The 14943-nt window shown below is 70.5% G+C and carries 8 protein-coding genes; 3 read left to right on the top strand and 5 right to left on the bottom strand.

Translation table 11 applies throughout. The annotated features are described in order from the left end of the window. Positions 1 to 60 precede the first annotated feature (60 nt). Complete coding sequence (locus ACQP2F_RS21015) at positions 61 to 4542, bottom strand: DUF4082 domain-containing protein (protein ID WP_433306521.1); 4482 nt, start codon at positions 4540 to 4542, stop codon at positions 61 to 63. A gap of 14 nt (positions 4543 to 4556) precedes the next feature. Beyond that, positions 4557 to 7766 carry a N,N-dimethylformamidase beta subunit family domain-containing protein gene (locus ACQP2F_RS21010; protein ID WP_433306519.1) on the bottom strand — a complete coding sequence of 1070 codons (3210 nt, stop codon included), beginning with the start codon at positions 7764 to 7766 and terminating at the stop codon, positions 4557 to 4559. A gap of 397 nt (positions 7767 to 8163) precedes the next feature. Between ACQP2F_RS21010 and ACQP2F_RS21005 the strand changes: the two genes are divergently transcribed. Further along, entirely contained in the window at positions 8164 to 9096 is a 933-nt protein-coding gene (locus ACQP2F_RS21005) for a glycosyltransferase family 2 protein (protein WP_433306517.1), read from the top strand. 61 nt (positions 9097 to 9157) lie between these two features. On the opposite strand, the gene ACQP2F_RS21000 is transcribed toward ACQP2F_RS21005, so the two are convergent. From ACQP2F_RS21000 to ACQP2F_RS20990, 3 genes are read right to left on the bottom strand one after another with little or no spacing between them, the layout of a single operon-like run. Continuing rightward, on the bottom strand, positions 9158 to 9811 hold the full coding sequence (locus ACQP2F_RS21000; RefSeq protein WP_433306515.1) for a polysaccharide deacetylase family protein: 654 nt from the start codon (positions 9809 to 9811) through the stop codon (positions 9158 to 9160). Next, positions 9808 to 10674, bottom strand: a complete 867-nt coding sequence (locus tag ACQP2F_RS20995; protein ID WP_433306513.1) for a glycosyltransferase — start codon at positions 10672 to 10674, stop codon at positions 9808 to 9810. The genes ACQP2F_RS21000 and ACQP2F_RS20995 overlap by 4 nt, the downstream gene beginning before the upstream one ends. Further along, positions 10674 to 11954 (bottom strand): glycosyltransferase family 4 protein, encoded by a 1281-nt coding sequence (locus tag ACQP2F_RS20990; RefSeq protein WP_433306511.1) that lies wholly within the window; start codon positions 11952 to 11954, stop codon positions 10674 to 10676. The genes ACQP2F_RS20995 and ACQP2F_RS20990 overlap by 1 nt, the downstream gene beginning before the upstream one ends. 447 nt (positions 11955 to 12401) lie before the next feature. On the opposite strand from ACQP2F_RS20990, the gene ACQP2F_RS20985 reads away from it, so the two are divergent. Both ACQP2F_RS20985 and ACQP2F_RS20980 read left to right on the top strand, forming a co-directional pair. Next, positions 12402 to 13352, top strand: coding sequence for a hypothetical protein (locus ACQP2F_RS20985; protein WP_433306509.1), 951 nt, complete (start codon positions 12402 to 12404; stop codon positions 13350 to 13352). Further along, the gene (locus tag ACQP2F_RS20980) at positions 13349 to 14728 is read left to right on the top strand and encodes an O-antigen ligase family protein (RefSeq protein WP_433306507.1); all 1380 of its coding nucleotides are present in this window, start codon (positions 13349 to 13351) and stop codon (positions 14726 to 14728) included. Before ACQP2F_RS20985 ends, ACQP2F_RS20980 begins: the two co-directional genes overlap by 4 nt. Positions 14729 to 14943 lie beyond the last annotated feature (215 nt).

Below are 14943 nucleotides of genomic sequence, written 5' to 3'. Positions count from 1 at the left end.
CGCACGCGGAAGCGCCCGCCGCGGCCAGGCCGCGGCGGGCGCTTCTCGTCGTGCTTCGGGCTAGTGCCCGGTCTCGGTCGGGTGGGTGATGAGCTTCCCGTTCGACGTGATGCCCACGCCCTGCAGGACCGGCGTCCGGCCGCCGGCGCCGCCGGTCAGCTCGACCCGGTACTGCACGTAGCGCGAGCTCCCCGAGACGCGTCCGCCCTGGCCCACGGCCGTCCAGGCCGACCAGCTGGCGTCCGCCGCCGAGGTGCTGCCGGTCCGGACGTAGATCCGCACGCCGGCGCCCGCGGGCACGGCCGCCTGGTAGCTCAGCCGGTCCCAGGTGACCATCTGCCCGGCGTCGAGCACCCGGGAGACCAGGCTGCCCGAGCGAGCCCCGGAGGCCAGCCGCAGGCCGTCGGCGGCGACCGCCGTACGGCTGCCCTTGCCGGTGCGCAGGCCCGCCGCCGTGTAGTCGGCCACGCCGGTCGCCGTGGAGACGAACTTCGCCGCCGGCTTGTCGAGCGCCGGCCAGACCGTCACGTTGCCGGACGGGTCGACGCTACGCAGGCGGTAGTAGTACGTCGTCTGCGGCTTCAGGTCGGTCACCACGGCGGTGTGCTGCCTACCGCCGAGGTCGGCCGGCCACAGGGCCAGGCTCGCCGGGCTCGAGCCCACCATCAGCGTCGCCGCCGAGGACTCGTCGGTGGTCCAGCTGATCGCGGCGGTGCCGTCCGGCCGCGGCACGGCGGTCACCGCGGAGGTGCCGGGTGCCCGCCGGTCGACGGCCGGGGTGGTGAGCAGCTTCAGCGACGAGACGGTGGACTTGCCGTTCGGCGCGGTGACCCGCACCCGGTACCAATAGGTGGTGCCGGGCTTGAGGCCGCTGAGCCGCACCGTGCGCTTGGTGGCCTGGGTGCCGTCCACGACCTTCGCGGACAGCGTGCTCGCCGCCGGGCCGTACTCGACGGTGGTCTGGCTGGCGGCACTGCCGGTCAGGGTCACGCTGGCGGCGGTCGACTGCGTCGAGAGCACCGTGGCGCTCACCGCCGGCGCAGCGGCCGAGGCGGCGCCGTACCCGGCCACGTACGCGCCGGGCGCGGCCGTGAACATCGCGTACTCGACGCCCTTGATGGTCGTCTTGGTGAAGCTGACCGGCGTGCCGCCGCGGGTCAACGTGCTCAGCGTCCGGCCGCCGGGGCCGGCCGTCGGCACCATGCCGGTGAGCCCGTTGGCGCCGGTACCCACGTTGACGGTGAACGACAAGTTGTTGCCGGCCCACGAGATGCCCGAGTACGACGAGGCGTTGCGCCCGTCGAGCCAGGTCAGCATCTGCTTGGCGCTGACCAGCGGCACGCCGCGAGCCAGGGCCGAGGACAGGATCTGGTCGCTGGCGAACGTCGTGGCGGCGTCCGTGTGCATGTTGACCGTGAAGGCCCCGTAGTAGCCGGTCGAGCCGAGGGCGTTGTCGAGCAGCGTGTTGATCGTGAACGGCTCGCTCTGGCCGGACTCGTCGGTGATCTGCGTCGCCGCCTGGTACACGTCGATGAGCCCGCCGGTCTTGGTGGAGAACCGCATCGGCATGCCGGAGCCGGTCATGAAGCCGGGCCGGTCGGCGACCCAGGTGTCCGGCCAGTAGTAGTAGTTCGTGTCCAGACGCATGCCGTTGGCGCCCTCGGTGGTGGGCTCCGTCGACCAGTCCGACCACACGATGCAGTGCGTGCGGTTGGTGACCGGGGACGAGAGCCCGGTGTACTTCTGCTTCCACACCGCGAGCTCGTTGGTGATGTAGTCGGACAGCGAGGCGGCGGTCCAGTCGGCGCAGCCGGTGTTGACGTGCAGACCGACCTCGAAACCGCGCGACTGGTACGCCGTCGCCTGGCTGTTGCTCAACGGGGTGTCCGGGAAGATGTACGAGGTGAAGCGGGCGCACTGCCAGTCGTCCACCACGCAGTTCGCCGGGCTGTTCGCGGTGTACTGGTCGAACCGGCCCGTGGTCCCGCCGGTGGCGTGGTCGTCACCGGTGGCCACCACGACCGCCTTGAGGCTCCGCGGGAAGTACCAGAACTTCGGCAGCGGCTTCTTGTCGAGGTCCATCGACCCGATCAGGTTGGCCAGCAGGCGCTGCTGCTCGTCGGCCTGCGGGATGGCGACCTTCGACAGGTTGACCCAGTCGGCGGCCGAGGAGCCACCGAAGTACAGGTCGTCGGACCGCTTCGGCGTCTGGCCGTCGCGCTCCTGGCCGTCCCAGGCCGGGTTGCCCTGGCGCTGGTAGACCAGCGACTGCGGCAGGTCGTAGCTGAACGCCGCGGCCTGGCCGCCGGCGGCGCCCACACTCACCAGCGAGACCGCCGGGCTGGTGGTGGAGGCCGTCGCGGTGGAGTACAGCGAGGCGACCGCCCGCGCGCCGTTGAGCGTGTACCGGTCGGCGGTGCCGTGGTACTGGATCGTCTGGTCGGTGATCCCGGCGCCGGGCGACGCCGTCGTGTCGACCTTGAGGTAGCCCTCGGCCAGCGTGCCGGTGGTCGAGGTCAGCCCGAGCAGGGTCGCCAGCTGCTTGTCCGGCCGGAAGGCGATCAGGTCGCCGCCGCCGTTGACCCAGGTCGTGAACATGCTGACCTGGGCGGCGGTGAGCGGGGTCTGCCCGAGCAGCACCACGTCGTACTGGCTCAGCGTGGTCGCGGTGACCGTCGACAGGTCGGCGGTGGCGAACTCGTTGAGACCCTCGGTGCGCAGCACCTCGGCGAGGAACGGGGTGAAGCCGCTCGCGCCGGTCGCCGTCGACTTAATGACCAGCACCGGCCCGCCGGGGCCCTGGTCGGCCGGCGGCGGTGGCGCCGCGGCCGTGCTGAACGACCAGGTCACCGGCGACATCGTGTTGCCGGCCGCGTCCTTGGCGCCGCTGACGGTCGCGGTGTAGGAGGCCGAGTTCGCCAGGGCGGCGTTCGGGGTGAAGGTCGCGGTGCCGGAGGCGGTGTCGTAGGCGGTGGTTCCCGCGACGGCGCCGGACGGGCCGGTCAGCGACATGGCGACGGTGGAGGCCGTCACCGGCTCGCTGAAGGTGGCCGACACCGTGGTCGAGGTGGCGATGCCGGAGGCGCCCGCGGACGGGGCCTTCGAGGTCACGGTCGGGGCGACGGTGTCGCTGGCCGTGGTGTCGAAGACGACGTCGACCCAGTAGTTGGTCGACTGGTACGTGCCCGACGGGAAGGCGCTCGCACCGTACCGGTAGACGCCGTTGGCGCCGTCGGTGTTGTTGGCCAGGGCGGTGAGCGGGCCCCGCGTCACCGCGGAGGCCAGCCCGTTGGCGTTGGCCGAGTAGAAGCCCGTGTCGGTGTGGTACGAGGCGACGTACGTCGTGTTCGCCGTCACCGCGACCGGGTTCGGCAGCGTGGCGGTCTGCCAACCGGTCGCGCTCTCGCCGCTGAACGTCACGGTGCCCAGCCGGGTGCCGGTGTTCGACCAGAGCGATCCGGTGTGCGTCCCGGTGTTGCCGTTGCCCTTGTAGAACTTGATTCCGGTGATGTAGCCGGACTGGCTGCTGCGGAACCGCACGCCGAGCTCGACCGCGGAGTTGTCGGCGACCGCCGGAGTGGCCGGTGTCGCCGTCGACGCCCAGATCGTGCAGGGACAACCCGATCCGGACGCGGCGCCGGTCGTGAACGACCAGGAGAACGCGGCCATCGTGTTCCCGGCGGTGTCCTTGGCGCCGCTGACGGTGGCGGTGTAGGCGGTGGACGCGGTGAGAGCGGCCGACGGCGTGAACGTGAGGGTACGGGTGCCGGCGTCGTACGCGGTGGCGCCGGAGACCGTCGTGCTGCCGGCCTTGACGGCGATCGCCGCCGTGCCGGTCTGCAGCGCCTCGTTGAACGTCGCGGTCACGGCCGAGCCGGTGGAGACGCCGGTGGCGCCGGCGGCCGGGCTGGTGCTCGTGACGGTCGGTGGCGTGGTGTCGGTCGCGCTCGGGTTGAAGACGACGTCGACCCAGTAGTTCGCCGCTTCCCAGGTGTTGGTGGGGAAGCCGCCGCCGGATCCGTAGCGGTAGACGCCGTTGGAGCCGTCGACGCCGTCCTGCAGCGCGTGCAGCGGCGCGTTGTCGACCCCGGTGCTCTGGAAGTACCGGGTGTCGCCGGCGTAGTGGCCGACCGGCGCGTAGTACGACGCGACGTACGTGGTGTTCGCCGTGATCGCGATCGGGCTGGCGAACGTCGCCGTCTGCCAGCCCGTCGCCGACTCACCGGAGAACGTGACGGTGCCCAGGTTGGCGCCGGCGCTGCTCCACAGGTGACCGACGTGGGTCCCCGTGTTGCCGGCGCCCTTGTAGAAGCGGACGCCGGTCACGAAGCCGTCGGTGTCGGATCGGAACTTGACGCCGACCTCGATGGCGGAGCTCTCGCTGTCGGCCGGGTTGGCCGGCACCGCCGTCGATGGCCAGATCGTGCACGGGCAGGTCGCGGCGGCCGCCGCCTCCGGTGCGGTCAGCAGGCCGGCGACCAGCGCGAGGCATGCCACGACCAGCGGCAGCAGGCGCCGCCTTCGGGTTCTGGTTCGGAACAAAGTCTGCACTCTCCTCAGGCGGCCGGCGCGAACACGACGTCGACCCAGTAGTTGCTCGACTGCCAGGTGTCGGTGGGATAACCACCGCCGGAGCCGTATCGGTAAACGCCGTTGGCGCCGTCCACACCGTTGGCCAGGGCGTGCAGCGGTCCGTTGTCGGCACCGCCCGACGCGAAGTAGCCGTTGTCGGCGGCGTACCGGCCGACCGGGGCGTAGTAGGACACGACGTAGGTGGTGTTCGCGCTCACGGTGATCGGCGTGGCGAACGTGGCGGTCTGCCAGCCGGTGGCCGACTCACCGCTGAAGGTCACCGTGCCGAGGAGGGTTCCCGTGGAGCTCCACAGGTGCCCGACGTGGGTGCCGGTGTTGCCGCTGCCCTTGTAGAACCGGACACCGGTCACCGTCCCGGCCGAGTCGGCCCGGAACTTCATGCCGAGCTCCACCGCGGAGCTGTCCGAGTCGGCCGGTGTCCCCGGCACGGTCGTCGACGACCAGACCGAGTACGTCGTGCCGGTCGGCGGCGTGGTGACGGCCGCCGTGGTGAACGACCAGGACGTGGCGGTCATCGTGTTGCCGGCCAGGTCCTTGGCCCCGCTGACGGTCACGGTGTAGGTGGTGTTCGCGGCGAGCGCGGCGGTCGGCGTGAAGGTCGCCTTGTTCGACGCGGAGTCGTAGGCCACGCTGCCCGCCACCGCGGTGCCGGCCGGGTTCTTGAGGGTCATCGCCACGGTGGCGCTCTGCACCGGCTCGCTGAAGGTGGCGGCGGCCGTGGTGGAGGTCGCGACGCCGGTGGCGCCGGAGGCCGGGGCCCGCGTGGTCACGGTCGGCGCGGTGGTGTCGGGCGGGGCGCTGCCCGGGCTGAAGACCACGTCGACCCAGTAGTTCGCCGACTCCCACGACACCGTCGGGAAGCCCGTTCCGTACCGGTAGACGCCGTTGGTGCCGTCGGCGCCGTCCTGCAGCGCGTGCAGCGGGGCGTTGTCGACGCCCTGGGTGGTGAAGTAGTTGACGTCGCCGGCGTAGTGGCCGTTCGGCGCGTAGTACGACACCACGTAGGTCGTGTTGGCCGCGAGCGTCACCGGTGTGGAGAGGTTGGCCTGCTGCCACCCGGAGGCCGACTCGCCGGAGAAGGTCACGCTGGCCAGCTGCGTGCCGGAGGCCGACCACAGGTGCCCGACGTGCGTGCCGGTGTTGGTGCTGCCCTTGTAGAACCGGATCCCGGTGACCTGGCCGGCGACGTCGCTGCGGAACTTGATGCCGACCTCGGTGCCGCTCCCGTCCGGGTCCGACGGTGTCGCCGGGACGTTGCTGGAGCTCCAGATCGTGCAGGGGCAGCTACGCGCGCCCACCGTGACGGCCACCGACGCCTCCGCGCCGACGTTGCCGCTGTCGTCGGTGGCCCGCGCCTTGATCGTGGTCGCGCCGGTGTTGCCGGGCTTCCAGGTGTAGGTCCAGGTGCCCCGGCCGGTGGCCGGGTGCCAGCTGGCCCCGTTGTCGGTGGAGACCTCGACGCCGCCGACGACCCCGCCGCCGGTGTCCGTCGCCGTACCGCTGACGACGGTCTGCGCGCCGGTCTGCACCGTCGTGCCCGCCGTCGGCGAGGTGATCGTGGCGGTCGGGCCGACGGTGTCGGTGGACGCGGTCGCGGCGGTCAGGCCGGACTGGATCGTCCCCGGCTGCACGCCCATATCGGCGAACAGGTTGACCGTGGCCTGCTTCATCGGGGTGCTCGCCGCGCCCGAACCCCGGTCGTGGGTGCTGTCCAGGCCCCAGGACCACTGCACGGTTCCGGCGCCGAAGACCAGGGCGCCGCTCGGCGCGCGGTACAGCGTCAGGTTGTGGGTGGCGCTGCCCGACGAGTTGTACGTCGAGCCGTAGTCGGTGAGCGTCTCGACGCCGCTCGCGAAGGTGGAGGACAACCGGATCAGGCCCCGTGGCCGGGCGCCGTTGTCGGCGTCCTCGTCCCACTCGTAGCCGACGACCCCGGATCCGATGGTCGCGGTGGCGCCGGCCGCCTGCGTGGCGACCGTGGTGCCGCGCCAGAAGCGCATCTTGCCGTCGGCGGCGGGCACCTGGAGAGCGACGGTGCCGGAGTTGACCTTGAAGCTGGTGCCGGTGAGGCCGTTCTCCGGGCGTCCGCCGTCGGCCGGCGGGCTGAACCGCGGGTCACGCCACGTGCCGGTCCAGGCCGCGGTCGGGTCGATCTTGTCGTTGGCGTGGGTCTCCTTGTAGCAGACCATCGTCCGGTACGCGGTGTTCGAGCCGTCGGTCGAGGCTTCCCAGCGGGTCTTCCAGAACACCTCGTTGCCGCTGAAGAAGGCGAGGTTGACCCCGGCGTCGCGGGCGGCCTCGACGTTCGCCCGCTGAGGCCCCGACCAGTACTCGTCGTGGCCGACGGACAGGAACGCCTTGTGGTTCTTCAGCAATGCGCCGCTGCGGTCGGCGTCGACACCGGCGATGTAGCTGACGTCGTAGCCGTTGGCCTCGAGCCACCGGACCATCGGGTACTCGGCGTTCATCACGTAGTCCTCGGCGCCGGTGCCGCGCGTGGTGATCGGCCGGTTGTAGCTGATCTTGTACGCGCGCCCCGCCGGCGAGCCGACGTAGAGGCTGTTGCCGCCGTACTGGTTGTAGGCCTGCCAGGTCGAGTCGGAGGTCTGGAAGACCATCGCCGAGCGGCTCGCGTCGTTACGCACGACGAACGGGATGTGGCTCGCGCCGGAGGTGCCGTCGGTGCGCACGAGCCGGGCGAAGTAGATGCCGGACACCGCGGTGGTGGGCACCGCCCACGAGGCCGACACCGTCCAGTTGCCGCAGTCGACGAGGCCGGTGCTGGCCTGCGTCAGGCAGCCGTCCTGATCCCTGTTGCTGGCCGGGCTGAACGAGGTGATCAGCCGGGCGCCGTTTCCGCCGTAGTACCCCATCCGGTAGATGTCGACCCGGTATGAGCCCGCGGTGGAGTCAATCTTGAAATTGACCGTCTCGCCCGCGTTCACACTGATCTGTGTGGCGAAGCCCTGCAGCGCCTGACTGCCGGCTCCGGAGACATCCCAGGTGCTCTGAGGTGTGCCGGTCTTGGAGTTCTCACACGCGATCGGATTGATGAGCGGCGTACACGGGTCAGCCGCGGACGCCGGTGACGCGGCAGGCACGAACAGTCCGGCCGCCGCCACGAGACCGAGCACCAGCAGCGAACGCCACCGGAGAGTCCTGGGTTTACGCACGGGAACAACCTCCCCGCCGCGCACGCCCCGCGCGCTGCGGCTGTCGGTGAAAGGTCGGGACGGCCGCCCGGCCCGCGGGTGGCAAGTGCGTGAGCACGCGCACCTGAGCAGATCATCTGAACTAGCCGTGCGCAGTATCTGTCTCCCACCTGACACCGGGAACCAGGGTGGGCGAAGTGCGAAACTAATCAGCCCGGACAGGGGAACTGATCTTGGTCCGCCCGGGTTCCGGACCGGACCGATCAGCCGATGCGCCCGGCCGATCGGTCATCGTCGGGCAGGTCGGGTGCCCCATGCCCGCCGGTTTCCGACACACGCCTCGGCCGTCCGGCCGTACCGGCGCCGCCATGCGGACGGCAGGATGATTTCCGTCCGCGCGACCTGTGGGGGGAACACTTTGGACAGCACGCCCGAGACCGTGGCGGTCGTCGTCGTCACGTACAACAGCGAGCGCCTGTTGCCCGACCTCATCGCCTCGCTCGGGCCCGGATTGGACGGCGTCGACTGGCACCTCACGGTCGCCGACAACGCGTCGGCCGACGACTCGGTGGGTGCGGTGCGCCGGCTCGCGCCGGACGCCACCGTCGTGGAGATGGGCAGGAACGCCGGATATGCCGCCGGAATCAACGCGGCAGTGTCCAAATCGGGCCCGTTCACCGCGGTGCTGGTGCTCAACCCGGACGTCCGGCTCACGCCGGGTTGTATCCGCACGCTGCTGGGCGTTCTGCGCAAGGAGGGCACGGGCATCGCGGTGCCGCTGCTGGTGGACGGCGACGGCGACCTCATCCACACGATGCGCCGCAACCCTTCGGTGCTGCGGGTGCTGGGCGATGCCGCGATGGGCGCGGTGCGAGCCGGGCGTCACCCCGCGCTGGGCGAGATGGTCACCGACGAGCGGCGGTACGCGGCGGAGACCGTCACCGACTGGGCCGAGGGCTCGACGGTGCTGATCAGCGCCGAGTGCTGGGATCGGGTGGCGCCCTGGGACGAGTCGTTCTTCCTGTACTCGGAGGAGACGGACTTCGCGCTGCGCGCCCGCGATGCCGGACTGGTGACCCGATTCACGCCGGCCGCGCGGGCGGTGCACCTGGAGGGCGACTCGAAGGCCTCCCCCGGCCTGTGGGCGCTGTTGACGATGAACAAGGTGCGCCTCTACGGCCGCCGGCACAACAAGGTGGCCACCGCCGCCTTCTGGGCGGCGCTGCTGCTGCGCGAGGCGAGCCGGGCGGCGCTGGGCAAGGCTCCGAGCAAACGGGCGGCGAGGGCCCTGCTGAGCCGGTCCGCGATGCGCGAGATACCCGGCCCGCACACGGTGCACGGCCGGGCGTGACGCCCGTCGGACAAGCGAAAGGCGCCCTCCGCCGGGAGGGCGCCTTCTTCGTCGGAGCCGTCTACCGCAGGCGCTTCACGACGCCGACCGCTTCCAGCTTGAGGCGGCGAAGTGCGCCGGGGCCGTGCAGCGCCTCGGCGCGCAACCCGTGGACGGTGTCGTCGCGGCGCAGGCTGTACCGCGGCTGCAGCCACGATCCGGCCCGGGCCGGGCGGCGGTCGCTGGTGTAGACCCGGGTGTAGCCGAGCCGCTTCATGTGCCCGACCAGCTCGCGGTCGTAGCGGCCGAGCGGGCAGGCGGCGGTGTCGACCGGCACGCCGGCCACCTCGGCCAGCCGCTCGCGGGCGGTGACGAGCTCGGCCTCGCGGGTGTCGGCGTCCATGCCGCGCCACGGCCGGTGCCACATGCCGTGGGTGCCGATGGTCATGCCGGCCTCGTGCAGCTGCCGGACGGCCTTCTCGTCGAGGCTGCCGGCACTCTCCAGGCGTGACGCGAGCACGAAGAAGTCGGCGGTGAGGCCCCGCTCGAGCAGGGCGGGCAGGCCGATCTCGACGTCGGAGGTGTTGCCGTCGTCGAAGCTGATCCGGACCTCCGGCCAGGTGCGGATCTCGTCGAGCACCGCGTGGAACAGCTCCTCGCTGATCCAGTAGCGGTCCTCGCCGGGCTCCATCTCACGCCGCGGCGTGCCGATGCCGTGGAAGCAAATGTTGATCATTGGTTCCGCCCCACTACCTTTTCCTCCGTACGCGAGGACTCGTCCCGTCCCCACGCCGCGCCGCCGTCGCCGGCCCGTTTCGCGGCCACGCCCGCCCACACCGTGATGCCCACGTAGCAGGCGGCAGCCGGGGCGAGCCACGGCTTCGGCAGCACCACATCGCGCAGCCAGGAAAGTCGCGCTGCCGACCGTACCGGAGCCTGGATCTCGCCGTTGGCCGAAGCCGCGCGCATGGCCGCGTTCCCACCGCGGACCCGCACCAGCCGCTTCACCAGGTCACCGGTACGTCGCGGCGTGGCGACCCGGGCGGAGTACGACGTCACGTGCCGTTTCTCCGCCGCCGTGTACTGCGAGTCGAGGAACAGGTCGTCGGCCACCAGCTCGGGGAACCGGTCGAAACGGGCGCGGCCCGCCTCGGAGAGCGCGATCACGCCGCGGCCGAACAGCCCGTCCCGGAAGACCGGCAGCCGGCCGTGCACGCTGAAATAGGCCTTCACCAGCAGGGGACGGCCACCGAGGTCGAGCTGCCGGCCGACCGTGGCGGCGAGCGCGCCGTCCTTCAGCACTTCCACCAGCGACCGCACGGCGGACGTCGTGAGCGTGATGTCGGCGTCCAGGTAGATCCGCGGAAAGCCGACGGCGACCGCATCGCCCTCGTTGAGGGCGTTGGCCTTGCCCGGCTTCGCGAGATCCAGCACGCGCACGCCGTCCCGCTTGCCGGCGACCGCGGCCGTGTCGTCGGTGCAGCCGTTGGCCACGACCGTGATGTCGAACTCCCCGGGCTCGGCGTCGGCGAGCAGCGTGTCGAGGCACCGGCCGATGACCGCGGCCTCGTTGTGGGCCGCGATGACGATGCTGGTCATCACTGCTCCGACGGCGTGGCCGGCTCGGCCTGCTCACTCGCCGGCGCGGTGCGCTGACGCGGGATGACCGGCGTGGCCGGGGTTCCGCGGCCGGCCCGGCGCAGGCGCTTGGCGAGCAGGCGCTCGAAGACCGAGGCGTACGCCGGGGCCTGGTGCTCCCACGACAGCAGCCCCAGGAACCGCTCCCGTCCCAGCTTGCGCATCTGCCGCCGCCGGTCCGGGTCGTCGAGCAGCCCGTCGATCGCCTCGGCGAACTCGGCCGGCGTCCCGTTGGCCACGTACGCGCCGGCGTCGCCCAGGGTGGCCCGGGTCTCGATCAGGTCGGCCGCCACCACCGGGACGCCCCGGCCCACGTATTCGACCGTCTTGGCCATCGTCGAGAGCTGGTTCATCCGGGTCGGCAGGTCGGGCTGGATGGCGACCGTGGCCTCCTGCAGCAGCGCGTCCACCGACGGCCCGTCGAGCCAGCCGGTGAACTCCACGACGTCGTCGAGCCCCTTCTCCGCCGCCAGCTTCCTCAGCGCCGGCATGCTCTCGCCGTCCCCGGCGAGCACCATCTTCCAGCCGCTGCGCCCGCGCCGGCGGGTCAGCTCGTCGGCGGCGAGCACGGCCCCCTCGACGTTGTCCTGGGGCCCGAACACGCCGAGATAGACGACCTTGAGGACTCCGTCGGCCGGTTCGTCACTGTCCGTGTTGTCGACCGCCGCGATCTCATTGATCGACGGGCCGTTGCGGACCACGGTCACCTTGTCCGGGTTCACCCCGCGCCGTACGTCGTTGTCCTTGAACGATTCGTTCGTGGCAATGACCTCGGTCGCCGTACGCAGAGTCATCCACTCGAACGCGGAGAGTACGCGGTGGACCCATTTGTTGGGCGTTCCCACGCGCGATGCGTAAACCTCCGGGCACAGATCGTGGTGGTCGAATACCCACGGCCGCCCGAGGGCCCTGAGCAGCAACGCGAGCGGCCAATAGACGTCCGGCGGATTGCACACCTGAACGGCGTGGGAACGCCCCGCGAATATCTCGCCGACAAGCCTCGTCCCGATGCAGAGAAAGGACCACCCGAATTCGACCGCGAACGAGAACACGCCGCCGCCGGCCACCGGCACCGGGTACGGCTTGAGGCGGGCGTTGCGGCTGCCGGGCAGAGTCTTGAGACGGCGATCCCCGCGCGGCGCGATGATCGTCACGTCGAAGCCCCGGTCCTCGAGCGTGAGGCACTCGCGGATGACACGGCGGTCGCGTTCGGCCGGCAGGTTGGCAATGAGAATGGTCACGTGCGGATTCTTTGGCACCGTCTCGTCCCCCTGGTCGGTGTCGAACTCGGTGGCAAACCTTTCCCGATGCCCGGAGCGCACAGCAATTGGCTGTCCGGGCGAGACACAGTCAGCCGTTCTGCAATGCGCGGATCTTGCCCAACAATGCTAAGAATGCCCGATTTGAGAACTTCTCATGATCCGTTGAGAATGTCCGGAATTGCACGCACGACATTGACACACTTTGCTGGATATCGCGCTTTCTTGTCGGGAATCGGCCCACCGTGAAGGAGCTTGTCGGGTTGGTGACACGCGCCGAGGCGGCAGCCGGTACGGTCCACGAGGCTGGTTGCCAACCGCCCGAATGGCGATGGAAACTGAGCGGGCCGTAGCCGTGTCAACCAGTGCCGTCTCGCACGGGGAGTAATGACGGGCCGCCGCCACGGCCTGTCGACGAGAGGGAAATTCGTGGATCTCTGGGACCTCACCAGGCTGCTTCTGCGCCGGTGGTACTTCGCCGTGCCGATGCTGGTGATCTCGGTTGCGGTGGTGGTCATGGCCGCCAAGACGGTCTCGCCCGACTACAAGTCGACCGGCTACATGCAGCTGATCCCGGCGCCCAGCACCGGCAAGGTGCAGGACCCGAAGGCCAAGCAGCGACCGACGAACCCGTGGAACGACCTCGGCTACGCCGCTCTGGGCAACGCCGCGGTGCTGACCGTCACCGACCAGACGGCCCTCGAGAAGCTCAAGAAGGAAGGCTTCACCGACAGCGTCACGGTCGTCATGGACGAGCGCACGCCGCTGTTCGAGATCGAGGCGGTCGGCAACAGCCCGGTCCAGGCCAGCAGCACCGTGCAGCAGGTCATCAAACTGCTTCAGGCCGACATCGCCGCCAAGCAGAAGCAGTACGGCACGCAGGCCGAGGACACGATCTCGACGCTGGTCATCAACGACGGCACCACGCCGTCAGAGGAGAGCGGCAAGGTCAAGAAGGTGCTCATCGTCGCGGCCGGCCTCGGCATCATCGTGACGACGGCGGCGACCATCGCGCTCGACTACTGGCTCCGCCGCCGCGCCCGGCGCAAGAACGGCGAGGAGGTGCCCGACCTCTCGCCGAAGATCGGCGAGGCCGTGCTCCCCCTCCGCACGACCCTGAACGGCGGCGGCAGCTCGTCCGCACTGCTCGACTCGGCCGAGAAGACCCGGGTGCTGCGCCCGCAGAAGGTGGCGTCCTCCAACGGCAACGTCTATCCCGCCGAGAGGGGCAAGCCCGAGGTCAAGGCCCACACGTCCGCCCGGCCGGTCAACGGCGGCGGCGCACCGCAGGATCCGCCGGTCGACGCCACGGTCGTGCTGCCCACCAACTTCCCGCCCCGGCGTTCGCAGGAGCGGCGCTCGCAAGACAAGAGGCCATGACCGCCTCGACGGTGCACCCGGTCGATCTCGAACCCTCGCTGATCGCCCCTCGCACCTACACGTCCCGGCGCCTGCAGGTCCGGTTGGACGTCGCCACCGCCGTCTGCCTGATGGTCTGCCTGCTGTACATGTTCCCGGCGGCGCTCATCGTGCCGGGCCTGACCTTCGCCGGACGGCCGGCTCTGCTGGTGGCGCTGGGCCTGTTCGCCTGGTGGCTGATCGCCCGGCTCAGCCCGTCGCTGTTCATGGTCGGCCCCCAGCCGATGCGCTGGGCCTGCCTGTTCTACATGGTCTCGATGCTGCTCTCGTACGTGGCCGGGCTGATGCGGGGCCTGCCCACGCTCGAGGCCAACCGGCAGAACTTCACGCTGCTGGTGACGTTCGAGTTCATCGGCCTGGTGCTGATGACGGCCGACGGCATCGCGAACTGGGACCGGCTGCGCCGGGTGCTGCAGGTGCTCGTCTGGGCGGCGGCCTTCATGGCGGTGATCGGCCTCATTCAGTCGATCTTCGCGTACGACGTCGCCCAGCACCTGATCATCCCGGGCCTCGAGGTCAAGACCGACCTGGCCGACTTCCAGAAGCGCGGCGACGGCCTGTTCCGGGTGGCCGGCACGGCGAGCCACTACATCGAGTTCAGCACCGTGCTGGCCATGGCGGTGCCGTACGGGCTGCACTTCGCCCGGTTCTCGGCGACCAAGCGCGGCCGGCGCCTCTTCGGTTTCCTCACGCTGCTGATCGCCATGGCCGTCCCGGTCGCCATCTCCCGCACCGGCGTGCTGGCGGTCGCGATCGCGATGCTGGTGATGTTCGTCGCCGCCTGGAACTGGCGCATCCGCTACAACATGGCGCTCATCAGCATCGCGGTGCTCGGCGCGCTGATGGTCGTGCGGCCCGGCCTGCTCGGCACGCTGAAGTCGATGTTCCTGCTGGCCGACGAGGATCCCAGCATCAGCGGCCGCACCGACGACTACACCCAGGTCGGCCACTGGTTCTCGCAGCGGCCGTGGCTGGGCCGCGGACCGGGCACGCTGATCCCGGACCTGTACATCGTCCTCGACAACCAGTGGCTGCTGACGCTTGTCACCTGCGGCATCATCGGCGTCCTCGCGCTGGCGGTCCTGCACATCACGGCCATCAGCCAGTCCGTCATCGCCCTGCGGCGCTCGGCGACCGAGGAGGACCGGCACCTGTGCGCCGCCCTGCTCTCCACCCAGCTCGTCGCCATGCTCGTCGGCGCCACCTTCGACTCGTTCAACTTCACCACGTTCGCCTTCACGCTGGCACTGACGACCGGGCTCTCCGGGGCGGTCTGGCGATTGACCCATCCCACCCGGATGATCCGCACCTCCACTGTCAAGCGGCTGTTCGAATGAGGCTCGGCCGACACACGGACCGACGCCTCATCCGGTCCGCAGTGCGGCCGGGGACAGTCGGTTCGGACCTATGACAATTAGCGTCACAACGGCAGCGCGGCGACATCGCGACGGGATATCGTCTCCGCGATCCGCGAGACCGCCTGGGAGACAGGCGAATCCGACGCCGCCGTCGGACGACCGCACGGGACAAGTCAGGGAGCACACGATGGCCG

The organism is Actinoplanes sp. CA-030573, from assembly GCF_050951115.1.
Lineage (GTDB): Bacteria > Actinomycetota > Actinomycetes > Mycobacteriales > Micromonosporaceae > Actinoplanes.
Note: the sequence above shows the minus strand (reverse complement) of the source record. Positions and strands in the feature narration are given on the sequence as shown.